This is a genomic window from Oceanobacillus arenosus (genome assembly GCF_003369575.1).
Classification (GTDB): Bacteria; Bacillota; Bacilli; order Bacillales; family Amphibacillaceae; genus Oceanobacillus; species Oceanobacillus arenosus.
This window is the reverse complement of sequence record NZ_PIOC01000017.1, coordinates 373,136-391,975: the sequence shown is the minus strand read 5'-3', so window position 1 is coordinate 391,975 and position 18,840 is coordinate 373,136. Positions and strand designations below refer to the sequence as shown.

At 36.3% G+C, this 18,840-nt stretch carries 19 protein-coding genes and 1 pseudogene; 9 read left to right on the top strand and 11 right to left on the bottom strand.

What is annotated here, in order from left to right; genetic code table 11:
- Positions 1-4: 4 nt before the first annotated feature.
- Together CWR48_RS12635 and CWR48_RS12630 are read right to left on the bottom strand one after the other, a co-directional pair.
- Positions 5-154 carry an FbpB family small basic protein gene (locus CWR48_RS12635; RefSeq protein ID WP_115773585.1) on the bottom strand — a complete coding sequence of 50 codons (150 nt, stop codon included), beginning with the start codon at positions 152-154 and terminating at the stop codon, positions 5-7.
- A 310-nt stretch (positions 155-464) separates the two neighbouring features.
- The gene (locus CWR48_RS12630; protein ID WP_115773584.1) at positions 465-641 is read right to left on the bottom strand and encodes an aspartyl-phosphate phosphatase Spo0E family protein; all 177 of its coding nucleotides are present in this window, start codon (positions 639-641) and stop codon (positions 465-467) included.
- A 237-nt stretch (positions 642-878) separates the two neighbouring features.
- Here CWR48_RS12630 and lepB point away from each other — a divergent pair, with 237 nt between their 5' ends.
- Together lepB and CWR48_RS20835 are read left to right on the top strand one after the other, a co-directional pair.
- A complete protein-coding gene (lepB, locus tag CWR48_RS12625; RefSeq protein ID WP_115773583.1) occupies positions 879-1,403 on the top strand; it encodes a signal peptidase I in 525 nt (174 codons plus the stop codon).
- 532 nt (positions 1,404-1,935) lie between these two features.
- Positions 1,936-2,016: pseudogene (locus tag CWR48_RS20835) on the top strand (YjcZ family sporulation protein); the annotation flags it as partial.
- A 45-nt stretch (positions 2,017-2,061) separates the two neighbouring features.
- Here CWR48_RS20835 and CWR48_RS12615 read toward each other — a convergent pair.
- Together CWR48_RS12615 and CWR48_RS12610 are read right to left on the bottom strand one after the other, a co-directional pair.
- Positions 2,062-3,426 carry a TrkH family potassium uptake protein gene (locus CWR48_RS12615; RefSeq protein WP_115773581.1) on the bottom strand — a complete coding sequence of 455 codons (1,365 nt, stop codon included), beginning with the start codon at positions 3,424-3,426 and terminating at the stop codon, positions 2,062-2,064.
- Positions 3,427-3,530: 104 nt separating this feature from the next.
- The gene (locus CWR48_RS12610) at positions 3,531-3,911 is read right to left on the bottom strand and encodes a YwpF family protein (protein WP_115773580.1); all 381 of its coding nucleotides are present in this window, start codon (positions 3,909-3,911) and stop codon (positions 3,531-3,533) included.
- A gap of 204 nt (positions 3,912-4,115) precedes the next feature.
- Between CWR48_RS12610 and nfsA the strand changes: the two genes are divergently transcribed.
- From nfsA to spoVAE, 6 genes are all read left to right on the top strand, one after another.
- Positions 4,116-4,862, top strand: coding sequence for an oxygen-insensitive NADPH nitroreductase (gene nfsA / locus CWR48_RS12605; protein ID WP_115773579.1), 747 nt, complete (start codon positions 4,116-4,118; stop codon positions 4,860-4,862).
- A 218-nt stretch (positions 4,863-5,080) separates the two neighbouring features.
- Positions 5,081-5,284 carry a DUF1657 domain-containing protein gene (locus CWR48_RS12600; RefSeq protein WP_115773578.1) on the top strand — a complete coding sequence of 68 codons (204 nt, stop codon included), beginning with the start codon at positions 5,081-5,083 and terminating at the stop codon, positions 5,282-5,284.
- A gap of 104 nt (positions 5,285-5,388) precedes the next feature.
- Positions 5,389-5,838, top strand: a complete 450-nt coding sequence (locus CWR48_RS12595; RefSeq protein ID WP_115773577.1) for a hypothetical protein — start codon at positions 5,389-5,391, stop codon at positions 5,836-5,838.
- Between the two features lie 80 nt (positions 5,839-5,918).
- The gene (gene spoVAC, locus CWR48_RS12590) at positions 5,919-6,398 is read left to right on the top strand and encodes a stage V sporulation protein AC (protein WP_115773576.1); all 480 of its coding nucleotides are present in this window, start codon (positions 5,919-5,921) and stop codon (positions 6,396-6,398) included.
- A complete protein-coding gene (gene spoVAD, locus CWR48_RS12585) occupies positions 6,398-7,414 on the top strand; it encodes a stage V sporulation protein AD (protein ID WP_115773575.1) in 1,017 nt (338 codons plus the stop codon). The genes spoVAC and spoVAD overlap by 1 nt, the downstream gene beginning before the upstream one ends.
- The gene (gene spoVAE / locus CWR48_RS12580) at positions 7,411-7,761 is read left to right on the top strand and encodes a stage V sporulation protein AE (protein ID WP_115773574.1); all 351 of its coding nucleotides are present in this window, start codon (positions 7,411-7,413) and stop codon (positions 7,759-7,761) included. Before spoVAD ends, spoVAE begins: the two co-directional genes overlap by 4 nt.
- A gap of 227 nt (positions 7,762-7,988) precedes the next feature.
- Here spoVAE and CWR48_RS12575 read toward each other — a convergent pair whose 3' ends face one another.
- Both CWR48_RS12575 and CWR48_RS12570 read right to left on the bottom strand, forming a co-directional pair.
- A complete protein-coding gene (locus CWR48_RS12575) occupies positions 7,989-8,972 on the bottom strand; it encodes a zinc-binding dehydrogenase (protein WP_115773573.1) in 984 nt (327 codons plus the stop codon).
- A 140-nt stretch (positions 8,973-9,112) separates the two neighbouring features.
- Positions 9,113-10,528, bottom strand: coding sequence for a hypothetical protein (locus CWR48_RS12570; protein ID WP_115773572.1), 1,416 nt, complete (start codon positions 10,526-10,528; stop codon positions 9,113-9,115).
- Between the two features lie 433 nt (positions 10,529-10,961).
- On the opposite strand from CWR48_RS12570, the gene CWR48_RS12565 reads away from it, so the two are divergent.
- Entirely contained in the window at positions 10,962-11,498 is a 537-nt protein-coding gene (locus CWR48_RS12565; RefSeq protein ID WP_115773571.1) for a YceI family protein, read from the top strand.
- 61 nt (positions 11,499-11,559) lie between these two features.
- On the opposite strand, the gene CWR48_RS12560 is transcribed toward CWR48_RS12565, so the two are convergent.
- From CWR48_RS12560 to CWR48_RS12540, 5 genes are all read right to left on the bottom strand, one after another.
- Positions 11,560-12,423: a VanW family protein gene (locus CWR48_RS12560; protein ID WP_245976796.1), complete on the bottom strand. Its 864-nt coding sequence runs from the start codon at positions 12,421-12,423 to the stop codon at positions 11,560-11,562.
- A gap of 346 nt (positions 12,424-12,769) precedes the next feature.
- Positions 12,770-13,978 (bottom strand): NAD(P)/FAD-dependent oxidoreductase, encoded by a 1,209-nt coding sequence (locus tag CWR48_RS12555; RefSeq protein ID WP_115773570.1) that lies wholly within the window; start codon positions 13,976-13,978, stop codon positions 12,770-12,772.
- Positions 13,979-14,280: 302 nt separating this feature from the next.
- Complete coding sequence (locus tag CWR48_RS12550; RefSeq protein ID WP_115773569.1) at positions 14,281-15,702, bottom strand: vWA domain-containing protein; 1,422 nt, start codon at positions 15,700-15,702, stop codon at positions 14,281-14,283.
- 142 nt (positions 15,703-15,844) lie between these two features.
- Positions 15,845-16,300 carry a hypothetical protein gene (locus CWR48_RS12545; protein ID WP_115773568.1) on the bottom strand — a complete coding sequence of 152 codons (456 nt, stop codon included), beginning with the start codon at positions 16,298-16,300 and terminating at the stop codon, positions 15,845-15,847.
- Between the two features lie 168 nt (positions 16,301-16,468).
- Positions 16,469-18,625, bottom strand: coding sequence for a type IA DNA topoisomerase (locus CWR48_RS12540; RefSeq protein ID WP_115773567.1), 2,157 nt, complete (start codon positions 18,623-18,625; stop codon positions 16,469-16,471).
- Between the last annotated feature and the right edge of the window lie 215 nt (positions 18,626-18,840).

The window sequence follows — 18,840 nt, the reverse complement described above, 5'->3', positions numbered from 1 at the left end:
CCAATTATTTTAATTCCTTGGATCCAGAACTTACCAAATCTCTATGTTTCTTTTCTAAACGTAATTCTATTTGTGTTATTTTTTTTTCATCTTCTAAAAGTTCTTGTTTGTTTTGTTTTACAAGTTGATCAAAATTCAATGCTCTAGGTCTCATTTTGTATTTACACCCCTTATCATGTACTACTCTTAGTATACCCTATTTTCGGCATATTATATCTAAATTATTTGAACATTTTATTAAATTTTTGTCACAATTGATAGAAATATGTTTATTTTATCGAAATTCGGCATATTAGGCGACAAAACCCTACGTTGAGCAAGTAGAATATTCTGGAAATATATTAAGTAACTAAATTTGAAGGAAGTATTACATTAGAAAAGATTACTTTATCATAGTAAGTAAATGCAGGATAATAGCAATGGAAGCTTGGGAGTAAATGATGGAAGGTATACCGAAAAGAGGTTTACATATTATGATTATCATTTTGTCCCTTTACTTTTTCATAGTGATTTAATACATGATCTAATTCCTGACTGATTTTAACCGATTCAATATCCGTTAATCCTTTACTCGCTGCTATCTTTACCATTTTGTAGCGCAAGCATTCAATTCGTTGTTGAAGTTCCTTATTCATATTCATTTTATTTAATAAGACCTCCCGTCACAGTTGTATATACATTAACATAGGCAATTAGTCCTTGACAAGTTATAATAATGAAAATCTGTTATAATGGATAGTGAAAAGCAAAGGTTCATATTCGAATAGTAATGTACATTATGCTACTATATAATTGAAAGTTTTATGGTAGATAATAAAGTATAATGACTTTATTACTACATAAGTGCAACCAAGTTTTCTAAGGAAGGAATGTCCTCATTGACTAAATCGAAAGAAAAAAATGAATGGCTAGAGTGGGGAAAAGCAATTGTAATTGCAATCATTATAGCACTATTATTACGTACCTTTATTTTTGCTACTTCTATTGTTGAAGGTGAAAGTATGGATCCTACACTTGAAGATGGGGAACGAGTAATCTTTAATAAATTTGTCTATTTAATAAATGAACCTGATAGAGGTGACATTATTATCATACAAAGGCCAAATAAAAACTATGTAAAAAGAGTAATTGGATTACCAGGTGAACAGATAGAAATTATTGCCGGAGAACTTCTAATCGATGGGGATCCATATAAACAGACTTTCATCACAAATGATGCGATCATGCAAACTGGAAATTTTGGTCCAATTACGGTTCCAAAGGATAATTACTTTGTTATGGGAGATAATCGTGCGATTAGCATGGATAGCCGAAATGGTCTTGGTTTTATCGAGGAAGAAGAGATTATTGGTAAATCTGAAATTATTATTTATCCGTTTAGTGAATGGGAATTAACAAACTGAAAACGAAGGATTTGATGAAGGGGCAGCATATTGTTGCCCCTTCTCTTTGTAACTTAGGAAATCATAAAATTCCGCTTATTTTCAGCCAGCTCCAGCGCCCTTGCTCCTAGCGAGACTTCATTCGCCTTCGTACGTCGCTTAACGGGTGCTTGCGCTTTTGTTTCTATTCATTATCAAAAACAAAAAATCCGATGTTTAGTGCAAGAATTGCAAAGCAAACGATTCCAAAAGCGATTTCCATGAACAAGCACCCCTTTCATTCTATCAACAATTAACATTACATTTTTATACCACTTTTCCTTTCCATTTTAACATATTCTTAATCTTTTGTAAGTAAATCTCCATTTATGCAATTCCAATTGAATTCACTCCATTTTGTCGTTGCATTTCTTATTAACTAGTGCAAACGTCCATACACCTTGAGTGATTAAACATATAGTATAAAGTAACGTTCAGGAGGTGAAAGAGCATGGGTTTTGGCTATGGTGGATTCGGCTGCGGCGGATATCAAAGTCCCGCATATGAATGTGGTGGCGGATATGGAAACAATTTCGCGTTGATTGTGGTGCTTTTTATTCTTTTAATCATTGTAGGAGCAGCATTTTACTGCTAATGGAATAACCTGTGCTGCTATCTAAGAGCACAGGTTATCATTTTTTTAGCCGATAATGATTTTCTCTTTCGGATAATGGAATTCCCCGCCCTGTTTATTCTTTCTAAACATCAGAATGAAGGTGAAGAGGCCAAGCCTACCAATAAACATCAGTAACATAAGCAGTATTTTACTAGCATTACTTAAATCACTTGTAATGCCTAATGAAAGACCAACCGTACCAAAGGCAGACGTTACTTCAAATATCACCTGCATTAATGAGAACGGCTCTAGGGAAGAGATGAGTAGTACAGATACAAGTACCATTGCCGATGCAACAAGTGTTACCATAACAGCTTTTAACAAATCTTCTTCATATACTTCCCTTTTAAACAGGCGAATACTTCCTCCTCCACGAGCATAAGTAAAGATAAAAATAAGAACTAATGCAAATGTTGTGGTTCGAATTCCTCCCCCTGCACTGCTTGGCGATGCACCAATAAACATTAGGAATGAAATAAACAAATGATTTTCTTCCGATAGCAGGTTTATGTCCATTGTTGACATGCCCCCGCTTCTTGTTGTCACAGATTGGAATAACGCATAGAACAACGCCTCATGCCATGACTTACCAGCAAAGAAATCATTGCTATCAAGTAACCAAATGATACATGCACCTGCAAAAATTAAAATAAAAAAGGTAGTTGTCGTTACTTTGGTAAATAAACTAAAACGGAGTGCCCTCCTTTTTTCATACCTAGCAAATAAGTACTCCTTTACTTCAATCAATACAGGAAATCCAATTGCGCCAAAAATGATCAACAACATAATAATGAATTGGACAAAATAGTCATGGCTATACGGTAATAATGATGCGCCGGTTATATCAAATCCTGCATTTGATAATGCACTAATCGTTCCAAAAAATCCATGAAAATATGCTTCTTTTGCTGTCGGATAGTAGTTTAAAAGATATGTTCCTAAAATAAGAAAGGCAATAACTTCTATAACTAATAATATGAGCACAATCTGTTTCGTTAATCGGACCATTCCTTGAAAACTCGTTTGGTTTTGATCCGTCATAATTAAACGGCGTTCACGTAGTCCAATTTTCTTCCCGATTAATAACCAGATAAATGTACCTGAAGCCATAATTCCAATCGTTCCAAAATGCAAAATAATATCCAAAATAATGATACCAGTCGTACTCAAAGTATCGACAATGGAAATGGTACTAAGACCTGTTACACTAATTGCACTTACAGCAGTAAACAAGATATCAATAAATTCAACTTCAACTCCGTCTTGATATGCAATCGGTAATGAAAGCGCTGCTGTTGAAATAATTATTGATAATAAATAAAATAATAGTAATAATTGTGCTGGTGTTCGTTTATTTAACCATTGATGATGAAAGTGAATATATTTCATTAGTCTTACTCCTACGTATTTCGTTTTACTTTTCTAATTGACTTTCGTATCCAATGCTAACATTATTACAAATTTTTTATTACTATTTTATCAAATTCCTCTAATTAGTCCTTGTCACGATAACCCGCTTCTAATAAATCAGTTAATTCCTTTAATATCGATTCTTTACGTTCAACAATTGTTCCGGTAAATAGTACATTTATATTTTCCCCGATTTCATTTACACTAAGGATTGATGTAATAAATGTTGCTGGCTCATTGCTTTCCTTCGTAATTTTCACTTGTAGCATGATTTCTTTTTTGTCTTCTAGAAGCTGATTAAAATAGGCTTCGTTTGTTTTTTTTATATAGGCTTCGATTAACCAACGATTCGTATCATCTTCCCGATTAATAATGAGACCATTTAACAATGGTATATTATTTTGTACTATATTTCCATTTTCTTGGGTAATAATAGTTAGCATCTTAAGCTTAAATGTCTTCATAAAATCCTCCTATCATTTTTACTTTCCTATTTGCCAATGAAAGTGATGAATATATCTAGAGTGTATCAAAAAGAAATTGGAATTGATACGCATTACAACATTAACTTATTATACTCCTGTATAATTATTATTGTAGCTTTATTTTTTACTAAAATTAAATAGAATGAGGTATTTACATAACTGTTACAAGGAGGATTTATTGTAATGAATCATACCATTGAAACGATATTAAATCATCGTTCCATCCGTAAATTTACAGATGATAAATTAACTGAAGAACAAATACATACACTAATCCAAGCCGCACAACAAGCATCTTCATCTAGTAATGTGATGGCATATACAATTATTGGTGTGACAGATCCCTTTTTGAAGGAAGAACTAAGAAAAGTATCCGGTCAACCATATGTTGAAAATAATGGTCATTTATTCGTATTTTGCGGCGATCTACATCGCATCTCACAACTTGCTACACGCGAAGAGCAAGTTCAAATGCAGGAAACGTTGGAGAGCACGGAACAATTTATTGTTACAACTATCGACGCGGCACTTTCCGCACAAAATTTAGCAATTGCAGCAGAGTCAATGGGGCTCGGAATTTGCTTCCTTGGTAGTCTTAGAAATGATATTTACCATGTAAGTGAGTTATTAAGGCTCCCTAAATATGTCATACCACTTTTTGGGATGGCAGTAGGCACTCCTGCCCATCGACCAGAATTAAAACCACGTCTACCTTTCGAAGCTGTTTATCATGAAAACAAATATCAATCATTTGAATCGCAACAAACTGCAATTTCTGCTTATGATATAGAGCTTCAAAACTATTACCAACATCGCACGAGTAATACGAGAACAGATACATGGACTGAACAAATGATCCGCAAATACCAGAATACCGTTCGGATGGATGTAAGTAGCTATGTAAAGGACCAAAAATTAAATAAAAGATAATGCCCCAAAAAGCACATTCATTGAATGTGCTTTTTTACTACATAAGTACATCTATCCATCCACTCTGAATATACACTTTGCTTTCCACAATGGAGCGTATTATTGTTATTATGGCTTAATATATAACGAAAGGAAGATATAGGAAAAAAATTAACCGCATAACTTAGAGCGAAATATCAAACCTTAATAGTGACGTTAAAATTTAGGGAGGTTTTTTCATGACAGTAGCAACTCAGGTGAAGCAAACGATTGCCGGACTAAAAAGTGTCCAGGCAAGCTTTGAACAATTCGCACTAGAAACGGATAACAAACAAGCGAAACAAATGTATCAAGATGCAGCTCAACAAACAATGTCAGTTTTACAAACCGTTGAACCAAGAATACAGCAAATTGAACAAGAGGAACCACAATATAAACAATAATCATTGGAAGCTGGAACTTCAGCTTCCTACATAATACAAAGCATTACCTGCAACTTAATAAGATGACAACAAACCTACTCGGTTATTAGAAATGAGTGAACTTCATGAATCGAAAAAAAGCCATCATAACAGTGAGTCTATTCTTTCTATTATTCGGTTGCGGAACCGATTCTAATACAGATCAGAATAAACAAGATACTCCAATAACAGGAAGTAATAAGCTAATAGACCAACAACCTTCTGCTGATGCAAAGGAAATGATAAATAAACATGAAGAAATTTCAGCAATTAAAGCAGTTAATAATTCTGAGACCATTGTAGTTGCTGTTAAAGTTAACCACAGTGAACGATTCACACTAAAATCTTTAAGGAAAAAAATGGAGAAGGAATTGAAAGATTCATTTCCTAAACTGGATGTGGAATTTTCGACAGACTTAAAAATTTTCCTTGAGCTTGAAAAATTAGAAGAAGAGATCCAAGCAGACCATTTTACTGAGGATAAACTTGATAAAGGACTTAAAGAAATTATCAAGTTGTCGAAGGAACAGACATAAATGATTAAATACAATTACGAAACAAAAGTTTCTAGAGAATAAATTTCGATTCAGAAATAAATGAAAAGAGTGATGGAAATATGACAGATAAAAAGAAGAAAAAATTACCACCTGATGCACTGAAGTATCAAGCGTTTCAACAACAACGGGAAGTAAAGCGGCCACTGTTAAAAAACTGCTTGAAAGCATTCTTAGTAGGTGGATTCATTTGTCTTATTGGTCAGCTTATTTCCACCTTTTATATTTATTACTTTAATTTTACTGAACAAACGGCTGGAAATCCGACCACAGCTACATTGATCTTTTTAACGATGCTATTAACCGGATTCGGTGTTTATGATCGGATTGGCCAATTTGCTGGGGCAGGATCTGCTGTACCAGTAACCGGCTTCGGAAATGCTGTCATTTCTGCTGCAATTGAACATAAAACAGAAGGATTCATTTTGGGTGTCGGTGGAAATATCTTTAAAATCGCAGGACCTGTTATTGTCTATGGAGTGTTTTCTGCATTTATCGTCGCATTGATTAAAACAATTATACTTGAATGGGGTGGTTTCTAGTGCTAATTGGACATCAAACATGGGTCTTTGACAATAAACCAGTTATCCTAGCTACTGGTACTGTTGGTGGTCCTTTTGAGGCAAATGGAATGATCCCAAATGATTTTGATTTATTACATGATAACATTTGGTTAAAACAAGCATCCTTTGAAAAGGCACAGCAAGCATTAATGGAGGAAGCCTGCCAAATTGCAATTAAAAAAAGCAATATTGAAAAAGAACAGGTTCAGTTTTTTATCGGAGGTGATTTAATTAATCAAATTACCCCAACAAGCTTTGCAGCGAATACATTAGGTACACCCTATTTCGGATTATTTAGCGCATGCGCTACATCAATGGAAAGCTTAGCACTTTCTGCGGCCATCATTAATGCTGGTGGTGCAAATCATATTCTGAGTGGGGTATCGAGCCATAACGCATCAGCAGAAAGACAATTTCGTTACCCAACAGAATACGGTGGACAAAAGCCACCGACTGCACAATGGACTGTGACTGGAGCAGGTTGTGCACTCGTAGGTAAAGAAGGTGAAGGTCCAGTGATAACATCAGCAACAATTGGGAAAATAGTGGATATGGGCATGACAGATCCATTTAATATGGGTGGTGCGATGGCCCCTGCTGCTGTTGAAACCATAGAAGCCCATTTAAAGGAAAGAAATATAGACCATACGTATTATGATTTAATTATTACCGGAGATTTAGCACAAATTGGCAGAGAGGTTTCATTAGATCTATTGCATAAACATGGTATTGACATTCCCGAGGAAAAATATGTTGATTGTGGTTTGACAATTTACCGAGAGGATCAGGCCGTTCTTGCTGGTGCAAGTGGTCCGGCATGTTCTGCCGTTGTTACTTACGGTCATTTTTTAAATCGACTGAAGCAAGGTGAATTTGACCGGATACTCGTTGTTGCAACTGGTGCACTTCACTCTCCACTAAGCATTTATCAAAAAGATCCAATCCCATGTATTGCACATGCAGTTTCCATAGAATCAGGACGTGATAGAAAATGATTTTCTTTTGGGCGTTTGTAATCGGTGGCCTTATTTGTGTCATTGGGCAAATTATGTTCGACGTATTTAAACTCTCTCCTGCCCATACATTGACAACTTTAGTTGTTGCAGGAGCAATACTAGATGGACTTGGTCTTTATGAACCTTTAATTGATTTTGCTGGTGCTGGTGCGACTGTTCCAATTACAAGCTTCGGTAACTCATTGGTGCACGGCGCAATGGCTGAAGCAGAAAAACACGGAATTATCGGTGTAATCACGGGAATGTTTGAAGTAACAAGTTCAGGGATATCAGCAGCAATTATATTCGGTGTTATTGGTGCTTTGATTTTTAAGGCAAAAGGATGAAGACTGTAAAGCGAACATGACAGTTGGCTCACAAGTAAAAGGCTGTCTTGCTTCAGTTAGAAGTATTGAAGCAAGACTACAATTATTTGTAAATAAGACATTAGAAAACTTGGTTGCTCTTAAAAATATCCCTAACTGATTTCCTGTGAAATAAAAAGAGAATTGCATCGATTTGCTGCGATTTCCTAAACATGTACTTCATTCAACGACCGCTTCCCCCTTTATTCTTAGCTTTCGATCTGTATTGCAATCTTCCCAAATTGTTTTCCATCTATTAAAAAGTCAAAAGCCTGCTGCGCCTGTTCTAGCGTATATGTCCGATCAATTACGGGATGCAGATTATATTTTTCAATGTGAATTAGCAATGCACGAAGTTCATCCCTACTTCCCATAGTTGTTCCGAACAGTTGATATTGGCCATAAAAAAAGTGACGTAAATCAAAATCAATCGTATCTTCTGTCGTTGCACCAAATGCAACAATACGTCCACCTTTTTTCAATACTCCAAGCGATCGATTAAAGGTAGCACGTCCAACACTTTCAATCACCAAATCAATCATTTCATTTGCTAATTCCTTCTGCCAGTCACTATTCGTATCAAGTGTAACATCTGCACCTAACGCTTTCGCTAATTTCCGCTTTTCTTCGCTTCTCGAGGTAACAATTACCTTTGCACCTACATTCTTTGCAAATGCAATAAGGTATGTTGCAACACCGCTTCCTGCACCAGGAATAAAGACGGTATCCCCCTCTTTTAACTGACCCTTCGTAAATAATGCACGATAACCTGTTAAACCAGATAATGCTAGTACCCCTGCTTCCTCCCACGAAAGACTTGCTGGTTTTTTCTCTAGTTGTTCCTCTGATAAGGCAATTTTCTCAGCGAACGTTCCATGATCAGGCATTCCAAGTAAATCAAACGCTGCCGGTGGTGCATCACTATTATCAAACCAACGTAAGGAAGGATTTATTATTACTTCATCACCAATTTTAAAGCGTTTCAAACCTTCGCCAATGGCTTCTACTATCCCTGCACCATCTGAACCAAGGATTAATGCCTCTTTGTCACTCCCCATTCTATTCGGTATGTATAAATCGCGTCGATTCAGCCCAGCAACACGTAGTGCAACAACGACTTCCCCTTTTCCTGCTACAGGTGCTTCCATTTCTTTTATTTTTAATTCCCCATATTCTAGTACAAATGCCTTCACAATACCACCCTTTCCGTTAAAGTACATCCCCGTGTTAAGCTAACATTTCAGCGAGCAATCATTCCTCACTGAAATGCGCCAATTTACTCTTACTATTCAAATTATAACAAATGGCTCTTAGTTAAACTAAAATTCTGCTTTTACAATAAAAAGATAGCAACCAATGTTGAAACAAATAACCCAATAATTACCGGCCAAAAGTTTTTTCGGACGAGATCCATTACCGATATACCACAAAATCCCGCAATTGCAATTAATGATGACCAGGCAACAATGGTTCCACCACCCGTCCATACCGCACCCATTTGACCGATTGCTGCAAGGGTTTCCGTATCGATTGAGTTGTTTGTAAATGATGCAGCAAGTGCCCCTGTTAAAGGTAATCCAGAGAACCCTGAACCATCCAGACCCGTGATGATACCAATTACCAATATACTAACCCCTGCTAGCAGTGCACTCTGAGGTAGGAATGATTGGGTAGATTGGACAAGTTCAAATAATAATGCAGGACCCTGCTCTACACCCAATATTTTCCCAGAGAAATCGGGACTTCCCAGAAAGAAGAAACCTGCTATCAGAATGACTGGTCCCATCGCTTTAAAAGCAAATACAAACCCTTCCGTTATATGATTACTAATATAATCCAATGCGTAATGCTTTCCAAAGGCAACTGTCGAGAGTAATAATAGGATGACTGCAACGCCACCAACCAACGCTGCACCGTCTCCCCCAACTAAATCACTACTACCAGAAAATAATTTGCTATACATCATATAAATGACGACGATTAGAAGGGATAGGGGAACAAAAATCGCAAAAAGTTTACTCCACGTCGATAAATGTAATGTCTTCGCTTTATTGGTTGATTCATCCGCTGATTGTAATGTTTGCAGCTCCAATTCGTTACGTTTATCGTCTTTTGCACGGATCGACTTTCGGTAGAATATATACGCTAATGCAATCGCAACTCCTCCAGTGATAAGCGAAAGCACCATCGCTTTATCGGCAACAAGCGACGTTTCTATACCTGCAGCTGCAGCAGATAAACTTGGTGCAACCTGTACGATATAATCGGAAGAAAGTGCCATTCCTTGCCCAGCAATGGCAATGGCAACTGCTGCTGTCATCGTTGGGAGCCCAGAGCGAACAGCAGCGGGGACAAGTAGCGCACAGATTAATGGAACTGCTGGTGTTGGCCAGAAGAATAAAGAGATAACATAGGTCACTCCCACTAACACAAAATAGGAAACATGTCCATTCACCATCAGCTTTTGGATTGGTTGGATCATCCTTTTATCCGCTCCTAAATCACGTAATGAATGTAAGAGTGCCAACATAAAGGTGATGATAAGGAAAATACTGAAAAGCTCTTGTGCCGCTACTAGGTTCGCATTAAATATTGCAATAAATCCATCAATCATATTTCCTGAATAGACCCAGGCAATAATAAACGTACCAAGTAGTGTCGGTAACACTACCCCTTTCCGAAATATCATCGTAACAATAATAAGGAGGGTAAATAACCCATAAAGCCCATGGGTAATTGTTAATTCCATTTTTAGTCGCTTCCCTTCATCCAGTAGTGCTATAGCCTATGCTTGGATAGGAAAGTACGCTACATCCTCCTAGTAAATTTTCCAACAAAATCATACAGCAACTAGATATTCGACGACTACGGGAAATTGATAGATTCATGCTAATGGAGACGCTATCGTTCTAATAAGTGCTGTTTTCCATCCAAATTCCGTCTTCATTAACAAGTCAGAACGGAACAGAAAATTGTGAATAAATCTTAATATATTGTCCGTTTTAGATTTAGAATGTGGGGAATACTAAAGTTAAGTATGCAATGGAACTTTAATGAAAGTTTACAAACATTTAATTTAAATGTTTGTAATTAAATGTTGTTGACAACTTCAATTTATTATTCTATACTTAGTGACATAAAGTAACCAACGCATTTAAAATTATTTCTGGAGGGATTATATTATGACAAACGTAAAATGGACAGTAGATGCAGTGCACAGTGAAATTGGTTTTTCAGTAAAACATATGATGATTTCAAAAGTAAAAGGTGTATTTGAAAAATTCGATGTAAATATTGAAGCAGATGTTGAAGATTTGACAGATGCTAAAATTGAAGTAACAATTGATGCTTCAAGCATTAATACACGTAATAATGATCGTGATAACCACTTACGTTCAGCAGATTTCTTCGATATAGAAAATCAACCTAATTTAACATTTGTTGCTACAGATATCAAAAAGAAATCTGGTTCAGATTACGATGTAACTGGTGATTTAACAATTCATGGCGTAACAAAACCTGCAACTTTTGATATTACTTTCGAAGGACAAAGTAAAGACCCAATGGGCGGAGATACAGTTGCTGGATTCAGTGGAAAAACGAAAATCAGTCGTAAAGAATTTGGTTTAGTATGGAATGCTTCTGTTGAAACAGGTGGGGTTCTAGTTGGAGATGAAATTATAATCCACGTTGAATTAGAATTACACAAACAAAATTAATTTCAATTCATTGACTCACGCGCAGTTTTCAAACAACTGCGCGTTTTTATTTTCCTGTTAATTAACTGCCAGTAAAATACTCTGCTGTATCGGATGAATAAACGGATACCCACATTGTTCCTTCCGCTGAACCCGCTCGAATTAAAATAGGCTCATTATACATGTTCTTAAATACAAAATCTGGTCCCCACCAGCTTACTGTTGCATCTCTACCTGGTGGCACATATGGCACCTTCCTACTGTGGGCATAGCGTTCCACAATTTGGATTCCTTTCAAATCCACTGCATTATAAAGCGTGGATGATACTTGACATATCCCACCACCAATATCTTCTGATAATTCTCCTCGAACAATTACCGGTGCCCGTTTATACCCTCTTTCCCTAGTCCGCTCGCCAACAATCCGATTAAAGGAAAAGGTCTCCCCTGGAAAGAGCACATAGTTATTAATCGCTTCTGCCGCAAGCGCAATATTATGGGTACGTTCTACATTACTCTTTCGAAAAAAGGTGGTATATGTTCCAAGTCGCTTCACACTTATTTCCCCTAATAAACCACTGTCTACTTTCGGGTAAATAGATTTTTTAGGGACTTCAAAATTACGAATCGTGTTGCTATAAAAATGCTCTCGAAATAGTGATTGAAACTGATTACGATCTAATGTTACTCCAAGCTTCTCGGAAATGATTAGTCCATTAGTTGAAAAACGTGCATTTACTGGCTCTTGATAAATTGCTTCTTCCAGACGGTTCATTAATAATTTCATTTTATTATCATCCAAAAAAATCGGCTCAAGATATGGAAGTGCATATTGATCTACTTCAATATTTTGCAAAATAATATCATCGTTGCTTACACCCAACGTTTCTTCTTCAGAATGAACGGGAATCATAAATAAAAGAATAGAGAGACTTGATAGTAACATGAATTTCACCTCTATTTTAGTATGAGTAGAACTGGTGAAATCATGTAAAAAGAAAGTTGAACAGAATAAGATCGTTATATGCGGGAAAAATGTGGTTTATTCGAGCTTTTAGGTTACAGACTTGATCTCTAAACGTCAAAAGACCACCCAACTAAAGTGCTGGGTGGTCTTACTCCTCTAATTTTTAACGAAAATCTCTTGAGTCTTCTAAGCAATCACTTGCGATTCTATAGCCAATTACTGACGCAAGCACAAGTAACGCACCATATAAACATTTTCTCATCTAGAATGTACCTCCTCAATTTTTGTGACAAATTATTAGAGCTATTTTTATTTTGATTAAAGATTAGAAAGGACGGAATTTACCTTTTTTAAGCACTAATTTTGGTCCACCTACTAAGAATAGTGAACGGTCATCAACTACTTTTTTCATTGCTGCCGCTGCTTTCCCTTGTAATTTAGTACCTGAGAAGATACTGCCGATTCCATCGGAAAGACCTAACGATGCAACGGTACCTTTATCATCTAATGCAAATTCTTTTAATGGTTGATTCGTAAGCAATGCTTTAAGGTTATATGCCGCAACGTCTGCTTCTTGCATTGCTAATTGGCCTGTTGGCGCATATGGACGACCAGATTGCTTGTCCATTACCCATGAACAGTCACCAAGGACGAAGAGATTTTCTTCACCTGGTACACGAAGATCTGCATCAACATTTACTTTACCTTTTACTAATTCAAAGCCTGACTTACCAAGTACAGGGTTACCTGTAACTCCACCAGTCCATACAACTGTTCCACCTTTAATTAATTCGGCGTCGTCACCAACGATGAATCCTTCTTTAGTACATTCTTTAATTGCAGCACCCATTCTAAATTCAACGCCACGTGCTTCAAGTGCTTGGAGAGCGTAAGATACTAAATCACGATCAAACATTGGTAATACAGATGGCGCTGCTTCCACGTTAATAATACGTACTTTATTTCTAGCAATATCGTATTTTTTGCAAAGCTTAGGAACGATGTCAGCTAGCTCACCAACGAATTCAATACCAGTAAATCCGCCACCACCAACGATGATGTTTAAGCTTTCTTCGTCTGTATTTTCACCTGCACTATATTGTGCAAATTGGTATTCAATATGTTCGCTAATTAAACGTGCAGAATCAATATCTTGAATGAATAAAGCATGTTCGTTCATTCCTTTAATTCCAAATGTATTCGTAACAAAGCCAAGTGCAACAACTAAGTAATCATACGTTACTTCACTGTTTTCTAATACAACACGATTTTCGTCTTTTTTAATTTCAACTACTGAATCATAAATTAAACGTACTCGATTAGGATTAATAACATCACTAATCATGTAGCGTGCTTGATTCGGGCTAATTGTTCCTGCTGCTACTTCATGTAACCATGTACTTTCATAGTGATAGTTGTGTTTATTAATTAGTACAATCTCCGCTTGTTCTGGTGATAATTGTTTTGTTAGTCTTTTTGTTGTAGTAATCCCTGCATAACCAGCACCAAGGACAACAATTTTCGGTTTACTCATTTAAACCATCCACCTTTCATTTTATCTATACTACATAAAATTGCAAATTGAATAAGCGTTTGCATGTATTAACCTTCACAAAATAATATAATATATCCTTCCGCCTATATCAATATGTAACGTTTAGTTTACCTATTAATAATATCAAATATTTTACGTTTAGGCTAATTTTCTTCTCATTTTCTACAAAAAATACATAAGCACAAAATTCATTAAGCTTATTTACCTTAAAAAAACCAAAATTATGGATATTGTCTAACGATATCCGAGAGTAATTCCAATGGAATAAATTGACATTGGAATCATTCATTAGCCCGTTTAAGACGTTTCATTTCCTCAGTCCATGCGGTAACTTCATCACTAATCGCTTGTGCCCGGTCGTTTATCTCTTCTATCTTTTCGGAGCGAAAATCATTCATTAAATTATTCATGACTTGATTTTGCTCATTTATTGCGTATTGCAGATCCAGTGCAACATCATTTTCTACCAATTGCTCATCCTGTATAATTTGTAATGCTTGTCGATAGCGATTGTTTTCATTTTCAATCATTTTTTTTATTGGATTTAGTTCTTCATCAAAACGTTCGTATTCAGCAAGTGTTTTCCAGCCATCTGGTGCCTTTAGAAACGCCCAGGCTAAATCAATATCTGAAGGCAACCATTGTTTCTCAATCGTTGTTTTTAATTCATCTGCATTATTCGCAGCATAGTATTCACCATTCCCAGCGTCGGAAACCTGCTTCAACTGATTTTCTGCAGTTTGATCAACATTAAAGCCAATAATATTTACGGATCTCGTATCATTATCCTTTACAAAATCTGCGGCTACTTGAACCGGATCTCCATCACATGTTTCCACACCATCACTTACGATATAAACAGTGACAGATTCCGAGAAATCACGACTCATTTCCATCGCTTTCTCAATTGCCCCTGCGAGTGGTGTGTATCCTTTACTTTCGAAAGTTGTCAAAGATTGTTCAAATGCTGCCTCATCATATGCACCCATCGGATAGATCTCTTCTATTCCCGTGCATGATAGTTCCTTATCTTCAGCAGATTCAGATCCCTTATGTCCATATACAACTAAAGAAATATCACTATCTTGACCAATCGTTTCACCAAACCGGAGCACAGCTTCCTTTGCAACATCCATTTTCACTTGATTATCAACGGGAAGTAACATACTAGAACTTGCATCAAGTAAAATGATTGCCTTTCCACTCTGGGGCTCATTTGCTATTTCTTCTTCTGTTTTTCCCGGTTCGGGCAAATATGGTTCTGCAAATTCCGGCTCAAATGCCTCTGCTTTTTCAATCGCTTGCTTATAATTAGGTGATCCAAGTAAATAGACAAGCCCTTTATAAATTGTGGCTGGTTTATTGGTTTCCTTTGTTAAACGTTTTATTTCATCCATCAATTCCTCAACGGTTGTTTCGTCATATGTAGTCTCCGATGATTCCATTTGCTCCTCTTCCAGCCCAACATCTGCAACAAATATCCCGCCTTGCTGTTCCTTCATTGCATCTCTTGAATCAATCAGTTTGCCCGATTCTAATTGTTCTACTATGCTTTCTTCTCGCACTAATTCTTCTATCTCACCAGAACCCGCTTCTGCTATATTTTCCTCTTGCCCCTTGCTATCATCCTCTGCCTTATTATCACTACATGCAGAAAGGAAGAAAACAAGTATAGCTATCATTCCTATGCCCTGTTTAAACATAATCTCTCTCCTATCTATGTATCCTTATCTATAGTTTTGAAAAATTCCGGAGAAAGTCAATACTACAAAATAACTATTTCAGTCCAAAGCAAATAAAAAAAGCTTGTCCCTTTTAAAAAGGATACAAGCTTTTGTTACGTATTTACTTCTTAACTTTTTCCCTGTTTGCATGTTTCTTTTGAGCAAACAATCTTCCTTTTTCAAGCCATTTTTCTTTTGCCTCTTTTTTCCGTTGCACTTCTGTTTCCGCCAATTCTTGAAACGAGGTTTCTGCAAAGGTCATTACTTGTTCCCAACTCGGGAAAAAAACGACGCTAAAATCGTCTGTACCATTATTCTTTGTGTTTTTCTTTTTATCTACACATACACCAAAAACCCGGTCTGTTTTTTCAAGAATAAGATTTAGTACCGTTTTTTTATCCGTTTTGTTTAAATTAAGTGCTTCTACTTTTCCTAAAAAGTTAGAATCAAGATCATCAAACGATTTCACACGATCAACGCGCTTATTGCTGTGATATACCTTATGATTATTAGCATATACCCATATTAATGTACCATATCCCAATTCTTCCGTTACACTTACTGTTACCTTTTTCACTCAATCACCCTTCACCTTTTTTGAGGATTTTTAATTTATTTTCCCATCTAATAGATAATACCTCCAACTATATAATATTACCCTCTCCCTTTAGTATACACCTTATTCACAAAAAAGGCTTAAAAACACTTTTATTAGTAGATTCAATGGGCCAGAAAGGTCTCATATCTAATCTTTAAACTCCATTTTCCAGCTATAGTATGCATTATCAGGATTCTTCTCATAGCTTAAATATGCATTGAATTTCTTTCCCCTTTTACTCGTTAGTCCTTTAACATATGCCTTCTTATTCGATAGAAGCTGCTTTACCATCGTTTTCGTCGGTTTTTTCTTCATCATCGCTAAATACTTATCATTTTTCCAAATCGTAAACTTACAACCATTTTTCCAATTACTACAGCCAAATCCTTTATATCCTTCAATTATCTTCCCGCCACATTGTGGACATGTTCCAAGTACTTCCTTCGATATTTTTGGTGATGCGACCTCATTAATTATCCTTTCATCCGCATCCTTGATTGTAGCTACTGAGTTATTAGTGAAATTAAAGACGATGTTCAAAAATTCCTGTTTGCTTGCTTTTCCTTTTTGAATATCTGCCAAACCTTTCTCAAGACGTCCAGTAAATTCCAAATCAAATAGCTCTTGAACAGGAAAGGTTTCTACTAAATCCCTACCCAACTCCGTACAAAGTAGGTTTTTACTATCCGTTGTAATATAGCCGACATCCTTTAATTTCTTAATCGTCTCTGCCCTTGTCGCTGGTGTTCCAATACTAAATCCTGTTAAAATGCTGCCTAACAGTTCTTCACTATCCTCTTCCTTGTAGCTCCGTCCACAGGTTTCCATTACACGAAGCAACGTTTTTTCCGTATGCCGTTTCGGTGGCTTCGTGACATGTGATGTTACCTCAGAACCAACTAGACTTACCGGATCATTAATTTGTACAAAGGGTAAAATCGTATCCTTCGATTGGATTTTTTCTACCTTTTTCCATCCTTCTACAAGTTGCACCTTTCCCTTTGATACAAAGAGACCTTTAAGAACAGTATCCACTAATTTTGTCTTTAAACTTGTCTCCTCATACTCAGCAATTGGCATGAATTGCATAATAAATCGGTTTTTAATTGCTGTATACACAAGCTGCTCATCACTTGTTAGCCGCTTCGGTTTTAAATATGTAGGAATTATTGCGCTATGGCTCTCCACTTTTGCATTATTAAACACGCGTTTCGTTTTCATAAATTTAATCTCATCTTTATATGGCAAATCTTCTGTATGTGTCTTTAGTACATTCGCGGTTTTCGCTACTAGACTTTCCTCTAATGCTGTACTTGATGTTCTTGGATACGTTATGAACTTCTTCTCATATAATGATTGTGCCACTTTTAGTACTTTATCGGACGTAAATCCTTTAAATTTACTTGTAATATATCCTTGCAGGTTAGAAAGATTGAATAAAAATGGTGGAAATTCCTTCTTCTTTTCTACCTGCTTATCAAAAATCTGTGCTTGTTTCCCTTGTATTAATTGATGGATCTGCTCGAGATTTTCTTTGGATTTAAACTTTTCTTCTTTATTTTCTACATATGTGCCTTGATATTCCTTATCGTCCTTCGTTTCGAACGTTGCGACTAATTTAAAATAATCCTCAGGAACAAAATTCTCAATTTCCTTATCTCGATCATAAATAATCTTTAAGGTTGGCATAAGTACGCGGCCAATATTCAAGGCCTTGCCTTTGCCTTTTTGGTATTTCAAAGTTGCAACGGAAGTTAAGTTAATGCCAATCACCCAATCCGCCCATTGTCTGCTGATACCAGCATCACGTAATGGCTTCATCGTTTGATTGGACTGCATATTCTCAAGACCCCGGATTACCTCATTTGGTGTCCATTCATTCAATAGTAATCGATATACAGGTTTAGCTGGTGTTGTTCCACGATAAATAATGCTATCGCCAATTAATTGTCCTTCTCTATCAAAATCACAAGCGGAAACGATCGACTCTACATCCTGCCGCTTAATTAAAGATTGAACAATCTTTAATTGCTTAGCTGCTCCGCCATCTGTCTGTGCCCGATTTCTCGGATTGCTTTTCACTTTATATTTGAATGTTGATGGAATGAACGGGAAATTGTCCATTTTCCAGCTTTTCATCTTACTGTCATAGTCCTTCGCATCATATAATTCTACTAAATGACCGAAAGCCCATGTAATAAGATAATCATTCCCTTCAAAATAACCATCTTTTTTTGTTTTGATTTTTAGTGCATCGGCAATATTTTTTGCTACGGATGGTTTTTCCGCTAAAATTAATTTCATAGATTTCACCTATTTAATAGTTTTTCTATACTATAACATTCTTTAGCCATTTTAGGAACGAATGTTCCTTCAAATCAACTGCCTTATCACCTTTTCAATCGTATACTTAAGAATCTTTAATAAAGTGAAATTAACATTCAGTTGATCCCCATTTACAATTCTACGGTATATTTAGGGTTATTTGAATAATGATCTTACTGCAGTTATGCGGGATA